The sequence below is a fragment of the Amorphoplanes friuliensis DSM 7358 genome, assembly GCF_000494755.1.
Taxonomy (GTDB): domain Bacteria; phylum Actinomycetota; class Actinomycetes; order Mycobacteriales; family Micromonosporaceae; genus Actinoplanes; species Actinoplanes friuliensis.
Genome location: NC_022657.1, coordinates 7,915,263 through 7,936,695, shown reverse-complemented (window position 1 = coordinate 7,936,695; position 21,433 = coordinate 7,915,263). Strand labels below are relative to the sequence as shown.

The 21,433-nt window shown below is 69.8% G+C and carries 25 protein-coding genes and 1 pseudogene; 18 read left to right on the top strand and 8 right to left on the bottom strand.

The genetic code is table 11. The features are described 5' to 3' along the window. Position 1 precedes the first annotated feature (1 nt). The 13 genes and pseudogenes from AFR_RS36515 (at position 2) to AFR_RS36455 (ending at position 8,298) form a co-directional block, all read left to right on the top strand. On the top strand, positions 2–652 hold the full coding sequence (locus AFR_RS36515; RefSeq protein ID WP_023561860.1) for a ribonuclease FAU-1 family protein: 651 nt from the start codon (positions 2–4) through the stop codon (positions 650–652). Between the two features lie 45 nt (positions 653–697). After that, a complete protein-coding gene (locus AFR_RS36510) occupies positions 698–1,339 on the top strand; it encodes a hypothetical protein (protein ID WP_023561859.1) in 642 nt (213 codons plus the stop codon). A 357-nt stretch (positions 1,340–1,696) separates the two neighbouring features. Continuing rightward, positions 1,697–2,131, top strand: a pseudogene (gene rpsP / locus AFR_RS36505) (30S ribosomal protein S16); the annotation flags it as partial. Positions 2,132–2,237: 106 nt separating this feature from the next. After that, positions 2,238–2,495, top strand: a complete 258-nt coding sequence (locus AFR_RS36500; protein WP_023561857.1) for an RNA-binding protein — start codon at positions 2,238–2,240, stop codon at positions 2,493–2,495. A gap of 14 nt (positions 2,496–2,509) precedes the next feature. After that, positions 2,510–3,076 carry a ribosome maturation factor RimM gene (rimM, locus tag AFR_RS36495; protein ID WP_193786396.1) on the top strand — a complete coding sequence of 189 codons (567 nt, stop codon included), beginning with the start codon at positions 2,510–2,512 and terminating at the stop codon, positions 3,074–3,076. A gap of 10 nt (positions 3,077–3,086) precedes the next feature. Next, complete coding sequence (trmD, locus tag AFR_RS36490) at positions 3,087–3,851, top strand: tRNA (guanosine(37)-N1)-methyltransferase TrmD (RefSeq protein WP_023561855.1); 765 nt, start codon at positions 3,087–3,089, stop codon at positions 3,849–3,851. 127 nt (positions 3,852–3,978) lie between these two features. Then, the gene (gene rplS, locus AFR_RS36485) at positions 3,979–4,338 is read left to right on the top strand and encodes a 50S ribosomal protein L19 (RefSeq protein WP_023561854.1); all 360 of its coding nucleotides are present in this window, start codon (positions 3,979–3,981) and stop codon (positions 4,336–4,338) included. A gap of 216 nt (positions 4,339–4,554) precedes the next feature. Then, positions 4,555–5,448, top strand: coding sequence for a signal peptidase I (lepB, locus tag AFR_RS36480; protein ID WP_438829915.1), 894 nt, complete (start codon positions 4,555–4,557; stop codon positions 5,446–5,448). Further along, the gene (lepB, locus tag AFR_RS36475; RefSeq protein WP_023561852.1) at positions 5,445–6,095 is read left to right on the top strand and encodes a signal peptidase I; all 651 of its coding nucleotides are present in this window, start codon (positions 5,445–5,447) and stop codon (positions 6,093–6,095) included. Before lepB (AFR_RS36480) ends, lepB (AFR_RS36475) begins: the two co-directional genes overlap by 4 nt. Positions 6,096–6,136: 41 nt before the next feature. Beyond that, on the top strand, positions 6,137–6,583 hold the full coding sequence (locus tag AFR_RS36470; RefSeq protein WP_023561851.1) for an NUDIX hydrolase: 447 nt from the start codon (positions 6,137–6,139) through the stop codon (positions 6,581–6,583). Next, positions 6,583–7,401, top strand: a complete 819-nt coding sequence (locus AFR_RS36465) for a ribonuclease HII (RefSeq protein WP_023561850.1) — start codon at positions 6,583–6,585, stop codon at positions 7,399–7,401. Before AFR_RS36470 ends, AFR_RS36465 begins: the two co-directional genes overlap by 1 nt. Then, entirely contained in the window at positions 7,398–7,724 is a 327-nt protein-coding gene (locus AFR_RS36460; protein ID WP_023561849.1) for a DUF2469 domain-containing protein, read from the top strand. Before AFR_RS36465 ends, AFR_RS36460 begins: the two co-directional genes overlap by 4 nt. Further along, positions 7,699–8,298, top strand: coding sequence for a murein hydrolase activator EnvC family protein (locus tag AFR_RS36455; protein WP_084298253.1), 600 nt, complete (start codon positions 7,699–7,701; stop codon positions 8,296–8,298). Before AFR_RS36460 ends, AFR_RS36455 begins: the two co-directional genes overlap by 26 nt. Positions 8,299–8,306: 8 nt before the next feature. Here the strand turns inward: AFR_RS36455 and AFR_RS36450 are convergent, their stop codons facing one another. Together AFR_RS36450 and AFR_RS36445 are read right to left on the bottom strand one after the other, a co-directional pair. Further along, a complete protein-coding gene (locus AFR_RS36450) occupies positions 8,307–9,494 on the bottom strand; it encodes an aminotransferase class V-fold PLP-dependent enzyme (RefSeq protein WP_023561847.1) in 1,188 nt (395 codons plus the stop codon). 36 nt (positions 9,495–9,530) lie between these two features. Further along, positions 9,531–10,460: a tyrosine recombinase XerC gene (locus AFR_RS36445; protein WP_041841408.1), complete on the bottom strand. Its 930-nt coding sequence runs from the start codon at positions 10,458–10,460 to the stop codon at positions 9,531–9,533. Positions 10,461–10,480: 20 nt separating this feature from the next. Here AFR_RS36445 and AFR_RS36440 point away from each other — a divergent pair, with 20 nt between their 5' ends. Then, complete coding sequence (locus AFR_RS36440) at positions 10,481–10,936, top strand: DUF6636 domain-containing protein (RefSeq protein ID WP_023561845.1); 456 nt, start codon at positions 10,481–10,483, stop codon at positions 10,934–10,936. Positions 10,937–11,755: 819 nt separating this feature from the next. Here AFR_RS36440 and AFR_RS36435 read toward each other — a convergent pair. The 3 genes from AFR_RS36435 to AFR_RS36425 all read right to left on the bottom strand — a co-directional run bounded on the left by AFR_RS36435 (position 11,756) and on the right by AFR_RS36425 (position 13,956). Next, positions 11,756–12,538 carry an IS5/IS1182 family transposase gene (locus AFR_RS36435; RefSeq protein ID WP_023561844.1) on the bottom strand — a complete coding sequence of 261 codons (783 nt, stop codon included), beginning with the start codon at positions 12,536–12,538 and terminating at the stop codon, positions 11,756–11,758. A 605-nt stretch (positions 12,539–13,143) separates the two neighbouring features. After that, positions 13,144–13,548, bottom strand: a complete 405-nt coding sequence (locus tag AFR_RS36430; protein ID WP_023561843.1) for a winged helix-turn-helix domain-containing protein — start codon at positions 13,546–13,548, stop codon at positions 13,144–13,146. 213 nt (positions 13,549–13,761) lie between these two features. Continuing rightward, entirely contained in the window at positions 13,762–13,956 is a 195-nt protein-coding gene (locus tag AFR_RS36425) for a hypothetical protein (RefSeq protein ID WP_023561842.1), read from the bottom strand. Between the two features lie 1,171 nt (positions 13,957–15,127). Here AFR_RS36425 and AFR_RS36420 point away from each other — a divergent pair. Further along, a complete protein-coding gene (locus tag AFR_RS36420) occupies positions 15,128–15,313 on the top strand; it encodes a hypothetical protein (protein WP_023561841.1) in 186 nt (61 codons plus the stop codon). Positions 15,314–15,318: 5 nt separating this feature from the next. Here AFR_RS36420 and dprA read toward each other — a convergent pair whose 3' ends face one another. From dprA to AFR_RS36405, 3 genes are read right to left on the bottom strand one after another with little or no spacing between them, the layout of a single operon-like run. Next, a complete protein-coding gene (dprA, locus tag AFR_RS36415; protein ID WP_023561840.1) occupies positions 15,319–16,494 on the bottom strand; it encodes a DNA-processing protein DprA in 1,176 nt (391 codons plus the stop codon). Next, on the bottom strand, positions 16,478–18,010 hold the full coding sequence (locus AFR_RS36410; RefSeq protein ID WP_041841406.1) for a YifB family Mg chelatase-like AAA ATPase: 1,533 nt from the start codon (positions 18,008–18,010) through the stop codon (positions 16,478–16,480). The genes dprA and AFR_RS36410 overlap by 17 nt, the downstream gene beginning before the upstream one ends. Then, on the bottom strand, positions 18,011–18,370 hold the full coding sequence (locus AFR_RS36405; RefSeq protein ID WP_041841405.1) for a YraN family protein: 360 nt from the start codon (positions 18,368–18,370) through the stop codon (positions 18,011–18,013). Positions 18,371–18,515: 145 nt separating this feature from the next. Between AFR_RS36405 and AFR_RS36400 the strand changes: the two genes are divergently transcribed. The 3 genes from AFR_RS36400 to tsf all read left to right on the top strand — a co-directional run bounded on the left by AFR_RS36400 (position 18,516) and on the right by tsf (position 21,389). Further along, positions 18,516–19,220, top strand: a complete 705-nt coding sequence (locus AFR_RS36400; protein ID WP_023561837.1) for a hypothetical protein — start codon at positions 18,516–18,518, stop codon at positions 19,218–19,220. Between the two features lie 316 nt (positions 19,221–19,536). Beyond that, positions 19,537–20,484: a 30S ribosomal protein S2 gene (gene rpsB, locus AFR_RS36395; RefSeq protein ID WP_023561836.1), complete on the top strand. Its 948-nt coding sequence runs from the start codon at positions 19,537–19,539 to the stop codon at positions 20,482–20,484. 74 nt (positions 20,485–20,558) lie between these two features. Further along, positions 20,559–21,389 carry a translation elongation factor Ts gene (gene tsf, locus AFR_RS36390; RefSeq protein WP_023561835.1) on the top strand — a complete coding sequence of 277 codons (831 nt, stop codon included), beginning with the start codon at positions 20,559–20,561 and terminating at the stop codon, positions 21,387–21,389. Positions 21,390–21,433 lie beyond the last annotated feature (44 nt).

Below are 21,433 nucleotides of genomic sequence, written 5' to 3'. Positions count from 1 at the left end.
CGTGAGGTTCGCACCGGGCCGCGAGGTCCTCTACCGCAACATCGACGGCCCCCGGCTCGCGTCCGTGCGACCGTGCCGGGTGGTCAGCGACGACAACCGCGGGCTGCTGCTCTGGCTGGCCCGCGGCTCGGCGGTGCTCGTCGAGGTGGCGGAGGACGGCCGCGGCATCCGGGACATGCCGTTCACCGAGTGGGTCGGTCTGCCCACCGAGGTCGTCCCGGTGACCTGGCAGGGGCCGGGCCTGCTCAAGTTCATCCCGCCGGACGCCGACCACTCGGTCTGGTTCTTCCGTGACGACGCCGGCACCTTCACCAACTGGTACGTCAACCTCGAGGACCGCGCGCTGCGCTGGGACGACGGGCACATCGCGGGCGTCGACGTGATCGACCAGGACCTCGACATCGTGGTCCGGCCCGACCGGTCGTGGGTGTGGAAGGACGAGGACGAGTTCACCGAACGCCTCGCCCTCCCGGAGCACTACTGGGTGCGGGACGAGACCGCCGTCCGGGACGAGGGACTGCGGGTGATCAAGCAGATCGAGGCGGGGGAGTTCCCCTTCGACGGCACCTGGACGGACTTCCGGCCCGACCCCGCCTGGTCGCCGTTCGCCGAGGTCCCGCCCGGCTGGGACCGCCCGCCCGTTCCCCGCTGAGGAACGGGGCAGCGGCGAACTGCCGATCTTCCGTACTCTGCCGCGGTGACCGAGACCCCAGTCGCTGCGATCTCCGTGCCCTACCCCGAGTGGGACCCGCCGCCCCGCAAGCCCGGCCGCTTCGCCTCCTGGCTCGCCCTGGTCGTCGTCCTGGCCGGCGCAGGCGTCGCCTACCAGCAGTACCAGAGCATTTTCGGCGCCCGTTACGCCGAGCGCGCGGACTTCTGCCCGGCCGTCGACGTCGGCCCGCTCTCGGCCGGCCTGGCCACCCCGATCGGCCCCGCCACGAAGGTCGACGACGGTGTCCCCCCAGTCGGTGACCAGCAGTACTGCCGCATCACGGCCGCCGAATCCGACGGCACTCCCCGGGTCGCCGCCGTGATCACCTTCACCCACTACCCCAACGGTGCGGTGGCCGACGTCCAGTACGCGATGCGCCGTGACGACGTGGCGCGGACGGTCACCGACCGCCCCAACCGCCGGGACCTCACCGACAGCTCCTTCGGCTACCACGACCCGGCGACCAACCCACCGCGCTTCCAGGTGACCGTCGCCGACTCCAACCTGCTGATCACCATGGAGATCGCCGTCCCCGCCGGCAACCCCAACTGGCAGTCCCGCTTCCCGACCGCGGCCTACTCGACCCTCAACGAAGTGATCCGCGCCACCCTGAAGCGCCTGTCCTGACGCTTCTGGCCATGCAATCAGCAGGCAGGGTGCGGGTGGCCGCTCATGAGCCGCCAGGCGATTGGCCGCCCGCGCCCGGTCTCGGCGGGAGCGACGATCAGTGCCATGCACGCAGGCACGACATGACCTTGATCCGGATCTGGCATTTGCTCTTTCTCGGGCCGGTTGGGCTAGGCGGCAGAGCATCTGGCAGAATGGACCGCTGGTATCCGGCACGCGTGAGGCGCCCTCTAACCCTGAGCGCGTTGCCAGTCCATGAGGCAACGGTCCCGCATTCCCCACGCGGTCCCGGCGGCTCGACCTCACGCACCGGCTCTGCTAGGCCGGTCGTCATTGTTATCAGGAGCGAAGAGAACCGTGGCCGTTAAGATCCGGCTCCTGCGGATGGGCAAGATCCGCAACCCGCAGTACCGCATCGTCGTCGCCGACTCGCGCACCAAGCGCGACGGCCGCGCCATCGAGTACGTCGGCATCTACCAGCCCAAGGAAGATCCTTCGATCATCCAGGTGAAGTCCGAGCGTGTGCAGTACTGGCTCTCGGTCGGCGCGCAGCCGAGCGAGGCCGTGCAGCGCATCCTCGAGAAGACCGGCGACTGGCAGCAGTTCAAGGGTCTGCCGGCCCCGCCGCCGCTGCTCATGGCGCCGGAGAAGGCGAACCGCACCGCGACCTACGAGGCCGAGGCGAAGGCTGCCGCCGGCGTCGCGGACGCTCCGGCCGCCAAGCCGGCCAAGAAGGCCGCGAAGGCGACCGAGGCCAAGGCCGACAAGGCTGACAAGGCCGCCGAGAAGACGCCGGCCGCGCCGGAGGTTGCCGAGACGCGACCGTCCGACACCAAGGCTGTCGACCCGGCCGAGCCGAACCGTGAGGCTGTTGCCGCCGACGCGAAGGACCCGGCCGGTGCCGGCGCCGACGCGAACTGACGGGGCGCTCCGGCCCGCGCTGGAGCACCTCGTCAAGGGCATCGTCGACAACCCGGACGACGTCCGGGTCCGGCTGGTCGACTCGCGCCGCGGTAAGCGGCTCGAGGTGCGCGTCCACCCCGAGGACCTGGGAACGGTCATCGGGCGGGGCGGGCGCACGGCCAAGGCGCTGCGTCAGGTCATCGGGTCGATCGGTGGGCGCGGCATCCGCGTCGACATCGTCGACGCGTACTGAGTGCCGCGCTGATGCTGCTGGTCGTCGGTCAGATCGGTAAACCCCACGGCATCCGTGGGGAAGTGCTGGTGACCGTGCGCACCGATGATCCAGAGGCGAGATTTGCCGCCGGGTCGGCGTTCACGACGGAAGTCCCCCGGGACCGCCGGGTGAGCGCCGGTCCGGCGGGTGCCGCTGCCGCCGGAGTTCCCTACCGCGTGCCGGACAAGCTCACTCTGGAAGCCGCGCGCTTCCACCAGGGCAAGGTCATCGCCCAGTTCGAGGGTGTTCTCGACCGCAACACCGCCGAGGCGCTGCGTGGTGTGCTGCTGCAGGTCGACAGCTCCTCGGTGACCGCTCCCGACGATCCCGACGAGTTCCTCGATCATCAGCTGGTCGGGCTCAGCGTGGTGTCGGTGGACGGTTCGGTGCTCGGCACGGTCGGCCGGATCGACCACGCGCCGGCGTCCGACCTCATCGTCCTCGAGAAGGCCGGGGGCGGGACAGCGCTCATCCCCTTCGTCAGCCAGATGGTGCCCACGGTCGACCTGGCCGGTGCCCGCGTGATCGTCGACCTGCCCGAGGGCCTGCTCGACCTGTAAAGGCCTGCCTGTGCGCGTCGACATCGTCTCGATCTTCCCGGACTACTTCGCCCCGCTGGACCTGTCGCTGATCGGCAAGGCGCGGGGCTCCGGGCTCCTCGACCTGGCCGTGCACGATCTGCGTACCTGGACCTCCGACGTGCACCGCACGGTCGACGACAGCCCGTACGGCGGCGGCCCGGGCATGGTGATGCGTCCGGAGCCGTGGGCGGCCGCGTTCGACGCTGTGGCCCGCCCCGAGTCGGTGCTGGTCGTGCCGTCACCGGTCGGGAAGCCGTTCACCCAGGCCGCCGCGCACGAGCTGGCCGCACTGCCGCACCTGATCTTCGCCTGCGGCCGGTACGAGGGCATCGACCAGCGGGTGCTCGAGGACGCCGCCGACCGCATGCCGGTCCGGGAGGTCTCGCTCGGCGACTACGTGCTCTTCGGCGGTGAGGTCGCGGTCATCGTGATCATGGAAGCGATCACCCGACTGCTGCCCGGGGTGCTCGGCAACGCCGACTCGCTGACCGAGGAGTCGCACGCCGCCGGGCTGCTGGAGGCGCCCGTCTACACCAAGCCGGCCGTCTGGCGGGACCGGGCGGTGCCCGAGGTGCTGCGGTCCGGCGACCACGGGCGGATCGCGCGCTGGAGGCGTACGGAATCCCTGGTCAGGACGGCCACCCGGCGCCCGGACATGTTCGCGGCCTACCCGGGTGAGCAGCTCGACAAGAAGGACCGGGCGGCGCTGGACGAGGCCGGATTTCAGATCACGCCCCCGGGTGTGGCAAAGTAGTGAGGTTGCCGTTCGTCGTCCACGCCGTGGAGGACGGGCGAGGATCACCAGCACTCCGCTGGGGGTCAGAATCACCCAATCGCGCATCGAACTCCCGGTGCGCTTTGAGCACACGAGGATGCAGCCAATGAACACGCTGGACGCACTCGACGCCCAGTCGCGGCGCACCGACATCCCTGACTTCCGGGCCGGTGACACCGTCAAGGTGCACGTCCGGGTCGTCGAGGGCAACCGTTCCCGTGTCCAGGTCTTCCAGGGCGTCGTGATCAGCCGCCAGGGTGGCGGGCTGCGCGAGACCTTCAAGGTCCGGAAGATCAGCTTCGGCGTCGGTGTCGAGCGGACCTACCCCATCAACAGCCCGCAGCTCGACCGCATCGAGGTCGTGACCCGCGGTGATGTGCGACGCGCCAAGCTCTACTACCTCCGCGAGCTCCGTGGCAAGAAGGCCAAGATCAAGGAGCTCCGCGAGAAGCAGACCGTCAGCTGAACCCCCTAGCGGTCCGGGCCGTATTCACTCGGACTGACGTTTACTGCGCGAGCGCATTACGCTTACGCCAGTGACGGATGGGAATCAGTGCCAGCGCGGTAGTCGCCGCGCCGGTGGACCATTCGCACTACCGCCCGACACGTCCCTCACGGGGGATCCCGGGCGGTAGTGCTGTATCCGGGGCGGCTCACCGGACGGCGGCGGGAGATGCGTAGCGTGGAACCGATGCAGGGGTATCGAGCCTCCTCCTCCGGGCGTCGCCGCGGGCGGGTGATCCGCCGCAAGGAGATGCCCCTCTGGCAGGAGTTGCCGCTGCTTCTTGTGGTCGCGTTCTGCCTCGCCGTGCTGATCCGCACGTTCCTGGTGCAGGCGTTCTACATCCCGTCCGGCTCGATGGAGAACACCCTCGCGATCAAGGACCGCGTCCTGGTCAACAAGGTCGTCTACGACATGCGTGACCCGCTGCGGGGCGAGATCGTCGTCTTCCGCGGCACCGACAACTGGGCGCCCGAGCAGCCGCTCGATCCGGTCAGCAACACCTTCGGCGCCAAGCTCGGCCGCACGATCGGCGACCTCGTCGGTGTCAGCCGTCCGGGCGAACGTGACTTCATCAAACGGGTGATCGGTCTGCCGGGTGACAAGGTCGCCTGCTGCGACGATCAGGGCCGGATCACGGTCAACGGCGAGCCGATCGACGAGCCGTACATCTTCGAGAATTCACCCCTCGAGGCCCCGCCCAACCCGCGCCAGTGCACCAGCCGCCGCTTCGCCGAGGTGACCATCCCCGCGGGTGAGATGTTCGTCATGGGCGACCACCGCATGGTGTCCCAGGACGCCCGCTGCCAGGGGCCGGTCCCGATCGACAACATCATCGGCCGCGCCTTCGTCGTGGTCTGGCCGACCAAGCACTTCACCAGCCTCTCCGTCCCCGACAACTGGAAGGCCTACGGCGAGGCCCACCCCGTCGCGGCCGCCCCGGCGGGTGTTTATCCGGCTCGTGAGCCGGATCCCGGCACCGTTGCCGTTATGCTGCCGTTCCTCTTAAGTGTCGGCGTATCCGCGCGTTCCGGACTGTGGTTGCGGCTGCGGCGACGTAGGCTCCGTTCGTGATTGACGAGCAAGCCGAAGAGAAGCGCAAGGGATCGTTCTGGCGCGAGCTGCCGATCCTGCTGGGTGTGGCGATCCTCGTCGCCGTCCTGGTGCGGGCGTTCGTTCTGCAGACCTTCTACATCCCGTCGCCCTCGATGGAGCACACGCTCAACGTCTGGGACAGGGTGCTGGTCAACAAGCTCGTTTACGACTTCCGGGACCCCCGCCGGGGCGAGATCGTGGTCTTCAAGGCCCCGACCGACTGGCAGAGCGGCACCGAGGGCGAGGACTTCATCAAGCGCATCATCGGCGTCGGCGGCGACCACCTGGTCTGCTGCGACGACCAGGAACGCCTGATCGTCAACGGCCACTCGCTGGACGAGCCGTACATCTACAAGGACGCCGACGGTAAGCAGGACCCGGCTGCCGACGAGAAGTTCGACATCACCGTGCCGGCCGGGCGCCTCTGGGTCATGGGTGACCACCGGTCCGCCTCCGGCGACTCCCTGGAGCACTGGGAGCAGACCGAGGACATCCAGGCCGCGACGATCGAGTCCGAGTCGATCGTCGGCCGGGCGTTCACGATCTTCTGGCCCATCGGCCGGGCGACCTGGCTCTCGGTGCCCAAGGGATTCGACGGCGTCCCGAACGCCGCCCCGGCCAACTGACCCGGGATCAAGATCGACCACTGGCGCAATAGGCTGGGGGCGTGACGTTCATCGACCGGCGGGCCGCACGGGTGCTCCTCATCGACGCCGCCGAGCGTGCTCTCCTGCTGCGGGGCAGCGATCCGGCCCGGCCGGGGGAGCGTTGGTGGTTCACCCCCGGCGGCGGCCTGGCCGAGGGTGAGACGCCCGTGCAGGGTGCGGCCCGTGAGCTCCACGAGGAGACCGGGCTGAAGGTCGAGCCGAGCGCTCTCGGCGAGCCGGTGTTCCACGAGATCACCGAGTTCAGCTACAACAACCGGCAATATCGCCAGGAGCAGGACTTCTTCCTGTTCCGCGTGCCGGACTGGCAGGTCGACACCGCCGGCTTCGACGACGACGAGCGGCGCACCATCACCGAGCACCGCTGGTGGTCCGCCCCCGAGCTCGACGCCACGACCGAGCAGATCTTCCCCCTCGGCCTCGCCGATCTGCTGCGGCGGGTCGTCTGATGCTGAGCCCACCCCGGACGGTCGTGCGACGCGAAGGCGGCCTCTACGCCCTCGAGCGCGCCCTGCAACGCCGCGGCTTCCGGCACGTCGCCGGCGCCGACGAGGCGGGCCGTGGCGCGTGCGCCGGGCCGCTCGTGGCCGCCGCCGCGATCCTCCCCGAGGGCAAGCGCGGCGAGATCGACGAGCTGGCCGACTCCAAGCTGCTCACCGCGGCCGCCCGTGAACGCGTCTACGCCGAGGTGGTCGCCCGCGCGCTGGCCTGGTCCGTCGTGATCATCCCGCCCGCGGAGGTCGACGGTCGCGGCCTCCACGTCTGCAACCTCGCCGCGATGCGCCGCGCGCTCGCGTCACTGACCACCCGCCCCGAGTACGTCCTCACCGACGGATTCCCGGTCGACGGTCTCGGCGCACCCGGACTCGCCGTCTGGAAAGGCGACCGTGTCGCGGCCTGCGTGGCGGCGGCCAGCGTGCTCGCCAAGGTCACCCGGGACCGCCTGATGGTCGAGCTCGACGGCCGGTTCCCGGACTACGGCTTCGCCGTGCACAAGGGTTACATCACCGACGAGCACAGCGCGGCGCTGACCCGCCACGGGCCCTGCGCCGAGCACCGCTTCTCGTACGTGAACGTCGCGGCGGTCTCCGGACGCGGCAATCGCCCGCCCCGGGCCCGCCGCCCGGCGAATCTGCCCGCCGACACTGCCGAGCCGCTGATGCTGTGGCCAGCGGTTGAGGGTACGGTCGGCGTGGCGTCGGGCGAGCAGCCTCGGCCGCCGGTGCCGGTGGGGGAAGATGAGGCCATGGAGGGCGAGAAGCGATGAGCGCAGAGGATCTCGAGAAGTACGAGACCGAGATGGAGCTGCAGCTCTACCGGGAGTACCGCGACATCGTCCGACAGTTCTCGTACGTTGTGGAGACGGAGCGCCGGTTCTACCTGGCGAACCAGGTCGACCTGCACGTGCGCAACTCCGACGGCGAGGTGTACTTCGAGGTCGAGATGCACGACGCCTGGGTCTGGGACATGTACCGCCCGGCCCGCTTCGTCAAGAACGTCCGCGTGATGACCTTCAAGGACGTCAACGTGGAGGAGCTCGAGAAGCCGGACATCTCGTTGCCCGATGAGGCCGGCTTCGGCGGCAGCTGAGTTATCCACAGGGCGGGTCGCGGCCGTCCCTGGATCAGAGCACGATGCCGGCATGCATTTGCTGCTCCCGGCCCTGCTGATCCTCCTCGGTGCTCCGGCTCTCGGCCTGCCTTCGCCTGGCCTGCCGGCTTCGGCTTCTGCTCGGCCGTCGGCCGGCGTGCCGCTTTCTGCTTTTCGGTGGCCCGTGGCCGGGGCTGCTGTGGTCCGGCGCTTCGATCCGCCGCCGCAGCCCTGGCTGGCCGGCCATCGTGGTGTCGACCTGGCCGCGGCTCCGGGCGTCCCGGTGGGGGCATCGGGCGCCGGCACGATCGTTTTTGCCGGGACGGTGGCCGGGCGGGGCGTGGTCAGCGTCGCGCATCCCGGCGGTCTGCGGACCACCTACGAGCCGGTCACCGCGGCTGATCTCCAACCGGGCGATGCGGTGGCGGCCGGTGACGCGCTCGGGACCCTCGAAGCGGCCCATCCGGGCTGTCCCGCGGCCGCCTGCCTGCACTGGGGCCTGCGCCGCGGCACCGAATATCTTGACCCGCTCACCCTGCTGGGCCTCGGCCGTGTCCGACTGCGCCCGCTATGACGGCCGGGTCAGCGCAGCCCGGCGAGCAGGGGCGGCAGGCGTTCCGCGAGGTTCTCGAACTCGTCCGGGCGGTTGTAGACCTGCGCGCTCAGCCGGAGCCAGCCACGACCGCCCCAGGCGTTGATCGCCACCTCGGTGGCCAGCTTGTCGGCGACCATCTGCCGCAGCGCGTGCGCCTCCGGCTGCGTGGTGGCGAGCCCGCTCGGCAACGGCAGGATCCGCATGGACGCCTCGGCCGCGCCCGGGTCCGGCAGGTCGGTCGGCGCGAGACCGAGGCTCTCACCGACAACCCTCTGCCCGTACGCCGCCAGGGCCGCGTTGTGCGCCCGGACCGTGTCGAGCCCGAGAGTGCGCAGGGTGAAGAGGCCGGCGGGTGCGGCGAGCCACGGCGTGTAATCGATCGTCCCCTGGAACTCCACCGCCATCGGGAAACCCGACTCCTGCTCCCACGAGACGATCAGCGGCTCGATGCGGCGGCGCCAGGCCGGCGCCACCGCCAGCAGCGCGGTGCTCCGGGGGGCGAAGGCCCACTTGTGCAGGTTCCCCACCCAGAAATCGGCGCCGATCCGCTCCACGTCGACGTCGAGCATCCCCGGCACGTGCGCCGCGTCGACGAGCACGGGGATGTCGTGCTCACGGGCGGCCGCGGCGATCTCGCGTACCGGAAGGACCTTGGCGGTGGGGGAGGTGATCTGGTCGACGACCAGGAGCTTGGTCTTGCCGGGGCGCAACGCGTTGCGGATGCGGGAGACGACCTCGGCGTCGGTTGCGTCCAGCGGCAGGGCGACCGTCCGCGCCGTGGCCCCGTCACGCCGGCACTGCCGCCGCACCGCAAAAGCGTTCGCGCCGTACCCGTGATCGGTGAGCAGCACCTCGTCACCGGAGGTGAGCCGCACCGACTGCAGCACCAGGGAGACGGCCGCGGTCACGTTCGGCACCAGGGCGCTGCCGTCCGGGTCCGCACCCAGAAAAGCCGCGAGATGCCGTCGCGTATGGACGATCCGGTCGGTCAGCCCCGGATGCACGAAGAACGACATCGGATTGCGGTCGATCTCGTCCCGCAGCCGCTGCTGGGCACGCTGCACCCCGATCGGGACGGCGCCGAACGAGCCGTGGTTGAGATAGGCGGTGGCCGCATCCAGGGAGAAGAGGAGCCGCGCTCCCGGGATGGCCGGGGGCGGATCTCCGACGCTCACCCCCTGATCGTACGGGTCCAGGACGGCTCGTTCCGGTCAGGCGCGGGGATGGGCCTGCTTGAAGGCCGCCCGGAGCCGCTCGGTGGACACATGCGTGTAGATCTGCGTGCTCGACAACGAGGCGTGCCCGAGCAGATCCTGCACCGCCCGCAGGTCGGCGCCGCCATCCAGCAGGTGCGTGGCCGCGGAGTGGCGCAGATCGTGCGGACTGGTGTGCGGCAGCCCGGAAGCCTGCGCCGCCGCGGCCACGATCCGCCGGACGACGGTCTGCTGCAGCCGGCCACCCCGCGCGCCCAGGAAGAGCGCGTCACCACTGCCCTTGATCGCCACGGCGGCCCGCCCGTGCCGCAGCCACTCGTCGAGGGCCTTCTGAGCGGGGATGCCGTAGGGAACCACACGCTCCTTGGCGCCCTTGCCGAAGACGCGGACAACACGGCGGCTCTCGTCCAGGTCGGCGACGTCGAGGCCGCAGAGCTCGCTCACACGTACGCCGGTTGCGTAGAGCAGCTCGAGGACCGCCCGATCCCGGACGGCGTGGGCGTCGCCGGTGGAGACAACCAGGTCCGCCGCCTGATCGGCACGCAACACCGACGGAAGATCACGATGCGCCTTGGGGCTGGCCAGCGACGCCCCCACGTCGGCCGGCGCCAGCCCCGACCGATGCGCCCACGCGGTGAACGTCCGCGCGGCCGCAGCCCGGCGTGCCTGCGAGGTGCGCGCAGCCCCATCACTCATCCGCTGCGCCAGCCACCCCCGCACCACCCCAAGATCAAGATCGGCCGGCGCCGCACAGCCCACCTGCGCCGCATGATCGAGCAGCGACACAACATCACCCACGTACGCCCGCACGGTGTGCGCCGACCGGTTGTCAACACTGGCCAGATGATGCCCGAAGTCGTCCACGGCCTCCCGCAACGCGACCGGCAACGCCTCATGAACCTCACGGGTGCTCACGTCACCTATCATTCCGCCTTTGGAGGGCTGTGATGGTTTCGGCACGTGTACTTCTGACGTCGGTGCTCGCCCTGAGCGCCTGCTCGGGCCCGTCCACCTCACCCGACCCGCCCACCGCCAGCGCCGGCTTCGGCAACGCCCCAGCAACGTCAGCCGCGTTCACGTCCCCGTCGGGCAACATCGGCTGCTACGTCGACCGGGACGGGGCCCGCTGCGACATCGTCAAGAAGTCGTGGAAGCCGCCCGCCAAGCCGTCCGACTGCGATCTGGCCTGGGGCTCCAGCATCTCCCTGAACAGCTCATCCCAGCAACCGATGTTCACCTGCGCCGGCGACACGGTGCTCGGCGCCGACAAAATCCTGAACTACGGCGAAACCATTCAGGTCGGTGACCTTCGGTGCGACAGCACCAGCCAACGCACCCGCTGCGAGGACACAGGGACCGGCCACGGCTTCACGCTCGCGATCGAGCAGTACACGATCTTCTGACTTCGCTTTCAGGTTTGTCGGCATGGTTTTCTCACACGAGCTCGACGCCGCCTCACCGGCCCCGTCGTTGCGAAGCCGGTGGCCCAGCCGACCACCTGGTGATCGAACCCGGGAACGCCACACACGCCGCACCCGCAACTAACAGCAGGCAAACGCTGCCGGTGGAGGGTGATCTCTGCTCAGCGACAACCCGGGTGTGCTGCGGACCGAGCCGGCCGCGGCGTTCTTTGCCCGCGTGTAGCTGGAAGCGCTTTCCGCCTGCCGGTAGGAATCCCGATCTATTACTGGCTGGTCACCGTTTGTTGTGAGCAATAGGGAAGCTTCGTTGGCCATTGTTCGACCGGCGCGAAGAGTCGTCATTCCTATCGAGCCGGTTGTCGACTAAGCGGTCGCGTGTGGGAGCTGGCTTCATCAGGCCGAGCGGCTAGACCTCATACGGCCGCCGGGGAGTGCGGCGTCATTCCCGCCAAGCTTGATCGGTTGCTGCGCGGTGGTCTTGTCAGGCGCCGCCGGGCCGGCGGTCCGACCAGCGCTGGGCCCGGATCGGACGCTGCTCGGCCCGCGCTTCGCGCTAGAACGGTCGTGTTAGCCAGAGCGGCGGTTGCGCGACGGTCTCGTCGGGCTGAACCGGGTGTGAGGCTCCGACTCTTCGGCAGGCCAACGGCAAGATCGCCACAACATCCGCTATGTAGGCCAGGACGAGCCCCACGAAGGCCCAACTTCAGCGATGTTGGGCTGTGGCCCGGGATCGCGAGGGCCGAACTTCACCGATGTTGGGCTGTGGCTGAGGTCGCGAGGGCCCAACTCAGCGAGCCCTTTTCATCGTGGGTGTTGAGCGGTCTCAACGCTGTGCAGGACCTGGATTGCCTGCACGATAGGCGTGGTCCGGCCGGGGCTGCAGCGGATCTGGGTCAGGATTTTCCACTGTTTGAGGGTGGCGTTGGCGCGTTCGCCGTTGGCGCGGATCGCTGCGTGGTCGCGGTTGAATTTTTTGTTCCAGGCGGTGAAGACCTTGCGGCCTTTGTGTTTCTTGTACGGGGTGATGAACGGACGCTGGACGCTTTGGTAGGCGCGGTCGGCGAAGGTGATCACACCCGCGGTGGTCAGGGCGTCGATCAGGCCGTGGGTGCGGGCCGCGGTCAGGTCATGTGTCCTGCCAGGTAGTCCAGGTGAGGCCCAGATGAGCCGGCCGGCGGGGTCGGCGACGACTTGGATGTTCATGCCGTGCCGGCGGTGTTTACCGGAGTAGTACGCCTTGTCGTCGGCGACCCGGTCGATCGAGATTAGGGTCCCGTCGAGGATCACGAAACAGAGCCGCCGGATCCGGGTCATGGCGGTGGTCAGGTCTGGTGCGGTGGCGGCGAGTAGGTCGATGGCTTCGCGGACGTAACGCCAGGCGGTGCTGGTGCTGATGGCGAAGCCGGTGGCCAGGCGGTGGTAGGTGTCGCCGTTGCGCAGGTGGGCCAGGGCGAGCAGGGCTTGCCGGGCCGGGGCCAGGACCCGCCACCGCGACCGTCGTTGCCGGCGGTGGTGGCGGATGAGGGTGGTCAGGTGGTTCAGGGACTGGCTGGACAGAGAGATCGTCGCGGGGTAAGACAGCATGGTGAGGCTCCCGGTTGGGGCATCGGATCTTGGTCGACTGCTGTCTTACCGGGAGCCTCACCTTCATCGATACCCGACCCACAGCCATCACCGTGACCAGCACCAACACGATGAAAAAGGCTCACGGATGTTGGGGTGTGGTCGGGGTTCGAGGGCCCGACTTCAGCGATGTTGGGCTGTCGCTCGAGGTCCGAGGGCCCAACTTCAGCGATGTTGGGGTGTGGTCGGAGGCGCGAGGGCCCGACTTCACCGATGTTGGGTCCTCTGCGGCGCGGTGATCTGATCGCGCAACGAGCGGCCGGCCGCTGACCAGTGCCAGGCTGGATGGGGCGCTACGCACTGGCCTTGTCGGCGTCGACGGGCCGACCAGCGCCAGGCCGGATTGGCTGCTGCGCAGTGGTCTTGTCGAGCCGGACCGGGGCGAATGGGCAAGCAAGCATCGATCCGGTCGCGGCTGGTGATCGGGCGTTGCGTGCTGCCGTTGCGGAGTGGGCTTCATCCTCGGCGGATGGGGCCGGCCGGTGCGGGTGGTCAGCAGCGGGCGGGATCCCGGGCCGTTCCGCGCTTCGCGCGAGAACGTGCTGGGGCGAGGAGAGCGGGTCCGGTCAGGGGCGGGTCAGTTGGACGCGGTCTGCCGGGTGGACCGTTGTGGTGCCGTCCGATGTGGTGATGACCAGGACCGGGACGCCTTCGGGCAGGCGGTGGTGGCGGCGTTCGGCGTCGGTTGGCATGCGGGCGGCGGCGCGGGCGCCTCGGGGGAGGGTGATCGTTTCGGTGGGCTCGGGCACGCGGACGAAGGTCCCTCGTGGGCGGTCGACCGTGACGAGACCTTCGGTGCGCAGCTGGCCGATGGCCTGACGCACGGTGGTGCGGCTGATGGCGTACTCCTGGGCCAGGCGCAGCTCGCTCGGCAGTGGTTCGCCGGGCGCGAGGTCGCCGGAGGTGATCTGGTCGCGCAGCAGATCGGCGAGCTGGCGGAAGACCGCGCGGTCGGCTGAGGGATCGATCATGATTCATACGGTACGTGATCACGTTGTTTCGTTGCATTGTACGTACGAATCGATGTCGATACGCTCGTACTGCCACGTCGAACCGCGTTCCGTGGTGAAAGAAGGCTGCGGCGGTCGGCGGTCCCTGCGAGGTCCCGGCCGCCGTCTGCCTTCATTACCGCGACATCCTGAAACTGCTGCGACAACCGTCGCCGAGAATGGCAGGAGTCGCGATCAGCGTTGAATATCCGTGATTTCGTGCACCGGCGTCACCCCGGTCAGGCTCGGCCGCACCCACGCCAGGAACCGGTCGTAGAGATCCGCCGGCGGTGTCTGACCGTGTGCACTGAGATCGTTCAGCGCCTCGGCCATGTACGAGGACATGTAGATCGTCAAGCTGGACGGGTATCGCCGGAACTCGACGAGCATCTCGCTCTTCGCGGGTGCGCACGGCCAGGGTTGCCCGCAAGCCTGGCAATCCCATGCCGGTCGTGCGCCCAGATGCTGCGGGTTCACCATGAGCGGCCCCGACTGGCCCGGTAGGCCTGAGCCGGAGTGAGCCCGCCGGCACGCCCGATCTGCGAGAGCAGCACAGTGGGCGCCAACCACGCGGGTGCTCGAGCATGGAAGTCGTGCTCGCTCTCTGAAGGTTCGTACGAATCGGCCTGCCGATGGTCGGCCGGTTCGGATCGGGTGTCGGAAGCGGTTCGGGGAGGAAAGCTGATCGGCCCGCTTGCCTCAGGATGATGCGAAAGTCCAGGCCGCCAGAGTTCGCTGGGTGCCACCGTCGTTGCTTCGGCTTGAAACTGGTCGGCCTCGTCAGCTGGATCGTCGGACCGAAGTCCGTCCCGCGGTCGGTGCCCGTGGCTGGGTCCGGCTGCCCACTGCTGATCGGGATAACCAATCGACCCGACTCCTTCCCAGAGAGCGGGGCCCACGATGTCGGGAGGGCGGCCGGTCTCGCAGTTGCTGCGGGGATTGCGATATCCGCTGGTGTTCCACGGCTCGGACCGGCCATCGGTGCTGCTTCCGTCGGCGGGACGAACGGGATCCCTGACCCTGGCCCTGGCCGCTTCGCGGAGACCTTCGTCGGTCACACGCCGCCGGGTCTGGGCCGGAATATGGGCTCCCGGAGCGACGTCGTCGCCGGGTTGGTGGGGTGGTGGGTCGAACCAGCCGGTGTCGTAGCTGCGGGGTTCGACCGGCTCGTCCGGTTCGGTGTTCCAGGCCGCGTACCCGTTGCTGTTCATGCGGATGAAGCCGGTCGGGCGGGTCGAAGGCGCGGGGTCCCGGGCTCGGGCAGTCGCGTCCGTGGAGGACGAGGCGGGTGAAGCCCGGACCTGAGGGAAGGGAAGAGGCGGCGCCGGGACCAAACGGTCCACGCACGGAGCCGGCAGGCCGCACGAGCATCGCCGCCACAGGGAACGCCATTGGCGTTTGTGGGACGGCTCGTACGGCACCGGGTCCGGGCGCCGTCTACGAGGGATAGTCATGCGACCACCGTAGTTGACATACGACTAGCTGTCCTTCGCGAAGTTGACCCATGACTAATAGTCATACGCCTACGGTCGATCATGTGGCAGCTAAGCCGATCCGATTGATGGGTGCGCACGAGATCCGTGAGCGGCTGGGCGGTGTGAGCCGTCAGCGGGCCTACCAGATCACCAGCCGGGCGGACTTTCCTGCGCCTGTTGCCGACCTCGCCCAGGGCAAGGTCTGGTCGACGGACGACGTCGAGGCCTGGATGAAGGTCCACCGCAAGGAGCAGGACGACACCGAGGGCTGAGGCGCTCAACGCACCAGCGCGACCCCGTCGTTGCGGCGTACCACCAGGCCGGCCATCTCCAACAGGGACAGCCGACGCAGGACTGTGCGCACGCCGAGCCCGGACTTGGTCGCGAGTTCTTCCGGGCCCGCGGTGCCGCGTCGTGGCACGGCTTCCAGCACCAGGGCCGACTCCTCGTCCAGGCTGTCGTGGGGTCGTTCCCGGCCGCGGGGCACCTCGGCCAGGTATTCGCCGATCTTGCCGACCTCGTCCAGCACGTGCGGCAGCCCTGTCACCAGCGTCGTTTCGGGGTACTTCCGGAGCAGTTCGTGGCAGCCGACCGACATCGCCGAGGTGACCGGGCCCGGGACGACCATCGCGCGGCGGTTGAGGGCGATGGTTCTGCTCATCGTCTGGACCGCGCCGCTGCGGGCTGCGGCCTCGACGAGCACCGTTCCCGCGGTCGCCGCGGCGATCACGCGGTTGCGGATCAAGAAGCGGTGGCGCAGAGGTTCCGAGCCCGGGGGCCATTCGCTCATCAGCACCCCGCTGTCGGCGATCTGCTCGAACATCGCGGCGTTTCCCATCGGGTACGGCCGGTCGACCCCGCACGCCAGCACCGCAACCGTCAGGCCGCCGGCCGACAACGCGGCCCGGTGCGCGGCGGCGTCGATGCCGAACGCCCCGCCGGACACCACTGTCCACTCGCGTTCCGCCAGCCCGTACGCAAGATCGTTGGTGACGTGCAGCCCGTAGTTGGTGGCAGCACGCGCACCCACCACGGCCACCGAACGCGCGAACGCCTCGTCCAACGGCCACCCGCCACGCACCCACAGGCACAGTGGCGGCCGGACGTCTCGATTGATCCGGCCCCCACCGTCGACCTCGAGGGTCGCCAGCGTGTCCACTGTGGTGGGCCATTCGGGATCCGAGGGCACCACCACGCGCGCCCCGAGGCGTTCCGTCCGGCGCAGGGCGATCTCGGCCAGCCGGCGGGGATCGCCGGCCGCGGAGCGTGAGATCACCGCCGTCCGCAGGGCTGATTCGGGGACGTCGCCGCGGAGCAGCCGGGCCAGGGTCGCCTCGGCCCCTCCGGCCTGGACCAGCTGCCATACGGTCCGGTTGCCGGGCTCACCGAGCCAGGTGAGCGCGACCCGGGCCAGGCGGTCCGCCTCCGTGCCGGGATCAGGAGTTTCGGTCATGCGCCTCTCCCATTCGTAGTTGTGCCGCCTCGTCCACGTCCGTCCCGGTCGGCCGGTCACGTCCGTCCAGGTCCGCGATCGACCAGGCCAGACGCAGGATCCGGTCGAAGCCGCGGGCCGACAGCACCCCGCGGTCCAGCCCCGCCCGGAGCACGGCGGTGTCGCGTGCCGCCAGCCGGAACGGTGGCCGGCGCAGCTGCGGGCCCGGCACCTCGGCGTTGACCCGCCAGCCACCCGGAGACCACCGGGCCGCCGCCGCCGAACGAGCCGCCGCCACCCGCACGGCGACCTCCGGTGATCCCTCGGCCGGTGCGGAAGCCGTCATCAGCTGGGCCGCGCTCAGCGGCTGGATCCGGATCTGGATGTCGATGCGGTCGAGCAGCGGCCCCGACAACTTGCCGAGATAGCGCCGCCGCGCCAGTGCTGTGCACTCGCAGAACTGGTCGCCGGCCGGGTTGGCGCACGGGCACGGATTCGCGGCCAGCACCATCTGGACCCGCGCGGGGTATTCCGTGTTGCCGCGGGCCCGGGCCAGCAGCACCCGTCCGCTCTCCAGCGGCTGCCGGAGGGCCTGCAGCGCCGCGTTGGCAAACTCCGGTGCCTCGTCGAGGAACAGCACCCCGCGGTGGGCCAGCGACAACGCGCCCGGCCGGGCCAGTCCCGAGCCGCCGCCCACCAGCGCCGCCAGGCTCGCGCTGTGGTGGGGCGCCTGGAACGGCGGGCGGCGGACGAGGCGGCCGTCGTGGGGGAGTACACCGGCGATCGAGTGCAGGGCTGTGACCTCCAGCGCCGAGGCGTCGTCCAGGGGCGGCAGGACGGACGGGAGGCGCTCGGCGAGCATCGTCTTGCCGGCACCCGGCGGGCCGAGCATCGCCAGGTGGTGACCACCCGCGGCGGCGACCTCCAGGGCGTACCGCCCGAGCTCCTGACCGGCCACGTCGGCCAGGTCCGGGCCACCGACCGGGGGCTCCGGCAGGGCCGGCGGCGGGTCCAGCAGACGGTCCTCACCCCGCACGTACGCGACCAGCCGGTGCAGCGAGTCGACCGCCCGCACGGTCACGCCGGGCACCACCGTGGCCTCACGCGCATTGCCCAGCGGGACGATCACCCGCGTCATCCCGGCGCGTACGGCCGCCGCCACCATCGGGAGCACGCCGCGGATCGGGCGCACCGCCCCGTCCAGGCCGAGCTCGCCCAGGACCACGACGCCTTCCAGGGGTGCCGCCGGCAGCTCACCCGCGCCGGCCAGGAGTGCTGCGGCGATGGCCAGGTCGAAGGCACTGCCGTGTTTCGGGAGGGTCGCCGGGAGCAGGTTCACGGTGATGCGGCGGTTGGGCCAGGTCTGGCCGGAGTTCACGACCGCCGCGCGGACGCGGTCGCGCGCCTCGTGCAGGGCGGTGTCCGGCAGGCCTGTCAGCACCACCGCCGGCAGCCCCGGCGACAGGTCGGCCTCCACCTCGATCAGGTGACCTTCGACGCCGACCAGACCGACGCACAACACGCGGGCATAACTCACCTAGAACGCCGCACGGACATGCTCGACCACGGTCGCCCCGCGTCGCTGGGGGAGGACGGCCACCACGTCGAAGCGGATCTCGTGCGGGCGTACCGGGGACTCCGAGAGCCAGTGGGCAGCGAGCCGGCGCAGACGGCGGACCTTGGCCGGGCCGATCGCCTCGGCCGGTGTGCCGAAGCGGTCGCCGCGGCGGGTCTTGACCTCGCAGAACACCACGTCGTCGCCGTCGCGGAGGATCAGGTCGATCTCGCCGTCGGCGCAGCGCCAGTTGCGGGCCAGCACGACCAGCCCCTGGGCCCGCAGGTGCTCCTCGGCCATCCGCTCCCCGTACGCGCCGACCGCCTTTCTCTCCGTTGTCATGGCGGCGACCCTGGCGCAGATTTCCCCTGCCGGGGGACCCGGTTGTGGACAGAGTGCGATTGTGGATAACCGCAGGGTCACCGTGGTCATGTGATAGGGCCTCAGCGGTGGCATCCGGACCCCGAGTCACCTACGGTGCGAAATCGTGGAAGGACATCGCCGGTACGCCGAAGAGCCCGAGCCCAGCTGGTACACGGGTCAGCGCCCGAGTGACCCCGCGGCGGCCAACGCCTACGACTCGGGTGTCTACGAGCGGCCGAGCGGCGCGTTCCGTCTGCCGGAGCAACGCCCCGCCGACCCGTACGCGACCCCGGCCGGCTACTCGCCCCCGGACCCGGTGACGACGTCGGGCAGCCATGCCTTGTCGTCCTCGGACTCGGGCTCGATCCGCATGCCGGTGCGCGGCCCGGAGTATCCGACGGTCCGGCCGACCAGCGCCGCCGCCGCGGACCCGCCGGCGGTCTCGACCGTGACGACCACCACCACGTACGGCTCCGGGGTCACGCCGGAGAGCCCGCCGCCGGCCTACAACCAGCCGACGAGCATGGTGCCGATGGCCTCGGCCGCCCCGAAGCGCCCGGTTTCGGCACTGGTGTTCGCTGTCCTCACGGTCGTCCTGTTGATCCCGGCCGTCCTGTTGCTGGTGCAGGCGACCTTCGTCGACGATCCCGCCTCGCGGGGCATCGTGCCGGCCGTGCTGCTGACGCTCGGCCTGCCAATGACCGGCCTGGGTCTCTACACGCTCGCGGGAATCAAGACGAGCGGCCGCGACGCCTGGCTGCGCCCGCCGCTCGTGTACCTCCCGATCGGCCTGATCCTCCTCCTGGCTGCCGGGCTCGGCGTCGCCTGAAAACGTCTCCTGAGAGCCACACCTCGGAGCGCCGCTCCAGAGGCCGGACAGAGACCGGGCAAAGCGACAAAAACCCCGGCAGCGGGCCCGGTCGCGAACGGCGTATGCTTGTCGACGGCGACCGCCTCGTGCGGTCGACCTCGCGCGCCCTCTGCACGTGCCCGCCGGACCGGTTCGACCGGTCCGATGGTGAGCCGTCAGCGACGGCCCTCCCTGGTCCCGATGATGTCGGGCCCCACCTGGGCCGGCGACCGGGCGCCAGGACGCCCACCGCCGGTGAGCGTGACAACCAGGGAATAACAGGGAGCAATTCACCATGGCCGTCGTGACCATGCGTCAGCTGCTGGAGAGCGGTGTCCACTTCGGGCACCAGACCCGGCGCTGGAACCCGAAGATGAAGCGCTTCATCTTCACCGAGCGCAACGGTATCTACATCATCGACCTGCGCCAGACCCTCGAGTACATCGAGAAGGCCTACGCGTACGTCCGCGACACCGTCGCCGAGGGTGGCCACATCCTCTTCGTCGGCACGAAGAAGCAGGCTCAGGAAGCGATCGCGGAGCACGCGACCCGCGTCGGCCAGCCGTACGTCAACCACCGCTGGCTCGGTGGCATGCTGACCAACTTCCAGACGGTGTACAAGCGGCTCCAGCGCATGAAGGAGCTCGAGGCGATCGGTGACCTCACCGGGACCGCCGCCGGTTACACCAAGAAGGAGACCCTTCAGCTGTTCCGTGAGCAGACCAAGCTCACCAAGACCCTCGGTGGTCTGCGGGACATGACGAAGGTGCCGTCGGCGATCTGGGTCGTCGACACCAAGAAGGAGCACATCGCCGTCGACGAGGCCCGCAAGCTGGGCATCCCGGTCATCGCGGTGCTGGACACCAACTGTGACCCGGACGAGGTCGACTTCCCGATCCCGGGCAACGACGACGCGATCCGCTCCGCCGAGCTGCTGACCAAGGTCATCGCGGCTGCTGTCGCCGACGGTCTGATCAAGCGTTCCGGCCGTAACCGTGGCAGCGACGACAAGCCCGAGCCGGGCACCGTCGCCGCCGGCGAGCCGCTGCCCGAGTGGGAGCGCGACCTCTACGAGGGCGCCGACAAGAAGGCCGCGGACGCCGAGCCCGCCGCTGAGCCCGCCGCCGCGCCCGCCGCGCCGGCTGCCGCCGCGACTCCGGGCAACGACGCCACCCCGGTCGTCGACGCCGTCCCGGACAACCCGACCGCGGTCGCCGAGCCCGTCGCCGCCACCGCGGAGTAATTCCTCAGGAAGCCGGCCGCCGGTGACGGCGGCCGGCCCTTCCCGATCCGGACCTCAAGCATCGAGAGAGAGTCATGGCCAACTACACCGCCGCGGACGTGAAGAAGATCCGCGACCTCACCGGCGCCGGCATGATGGACTGCAAGAAGGCGCTCGACGAGTCCGACGGTGACTTCGACAAGGCCGTCGAGTTCCTGCGCATCAAGGGTGCCAAGGACGTCGGCAAGCGCGCCGGTCGCACGGCCGCCAACGGCATCGTCAGCCACTCCGGCAAGGCGCTGCTCGAGCTCAACTGCGAGACCGACTTCGTCGCCAAGACCCCCGACTTCGTCGCGCTGGGTCAGTCGCTGGTCGAGCTGGGCGAGCAGAACAAGCTGGCCGACGCCGCCGCGCTGCAGGCCGCCTCGTTCGCCGACGGCCGCACCGTCGCCGACGTGGTCCAGGACTTCTCCGCCAAGATCGGCGAGAAGATCGTGGTCAACCGGTTCGCGCTGCTCGACGGCACCGTCGCGGTCTACCTGCACCGCAAGGCGCAGGATCTCCCGCCGCAGGTCGGCGTGCTCGTGGAATACACGGGCAAGTCCGACGAGGCCGGCGACGACGACGCCCGCGCGGTCGGCATGCAGATCGCCGCCATGCGGCCGAAGTTCCTCACCCGCGAGGAGGTGCCCGCCGAGACCGTCGAGTCGGAGCGCCGCATCGCCGAGGAGACCGCTCGCGAGGAGGGCAAGCCCGAGCAGGCTCTGTCCAAGATCGTCGAGGGCCGGGTGAACTCGTTCTTCAAGGACTACGTCCTGCTCGAGCAGCCCTCGGTCACCGACAACAAGAAGACGGTCAAGCAGGTCACCGCCGACTCCGGCATCCAGGTCACCCGCTTCGTCCGCTTCGAGGTCGGCCAGGAGTAATCCAGGCACCAGCGCACTGCGCGGGAGGCCGGGACGCGAGACAA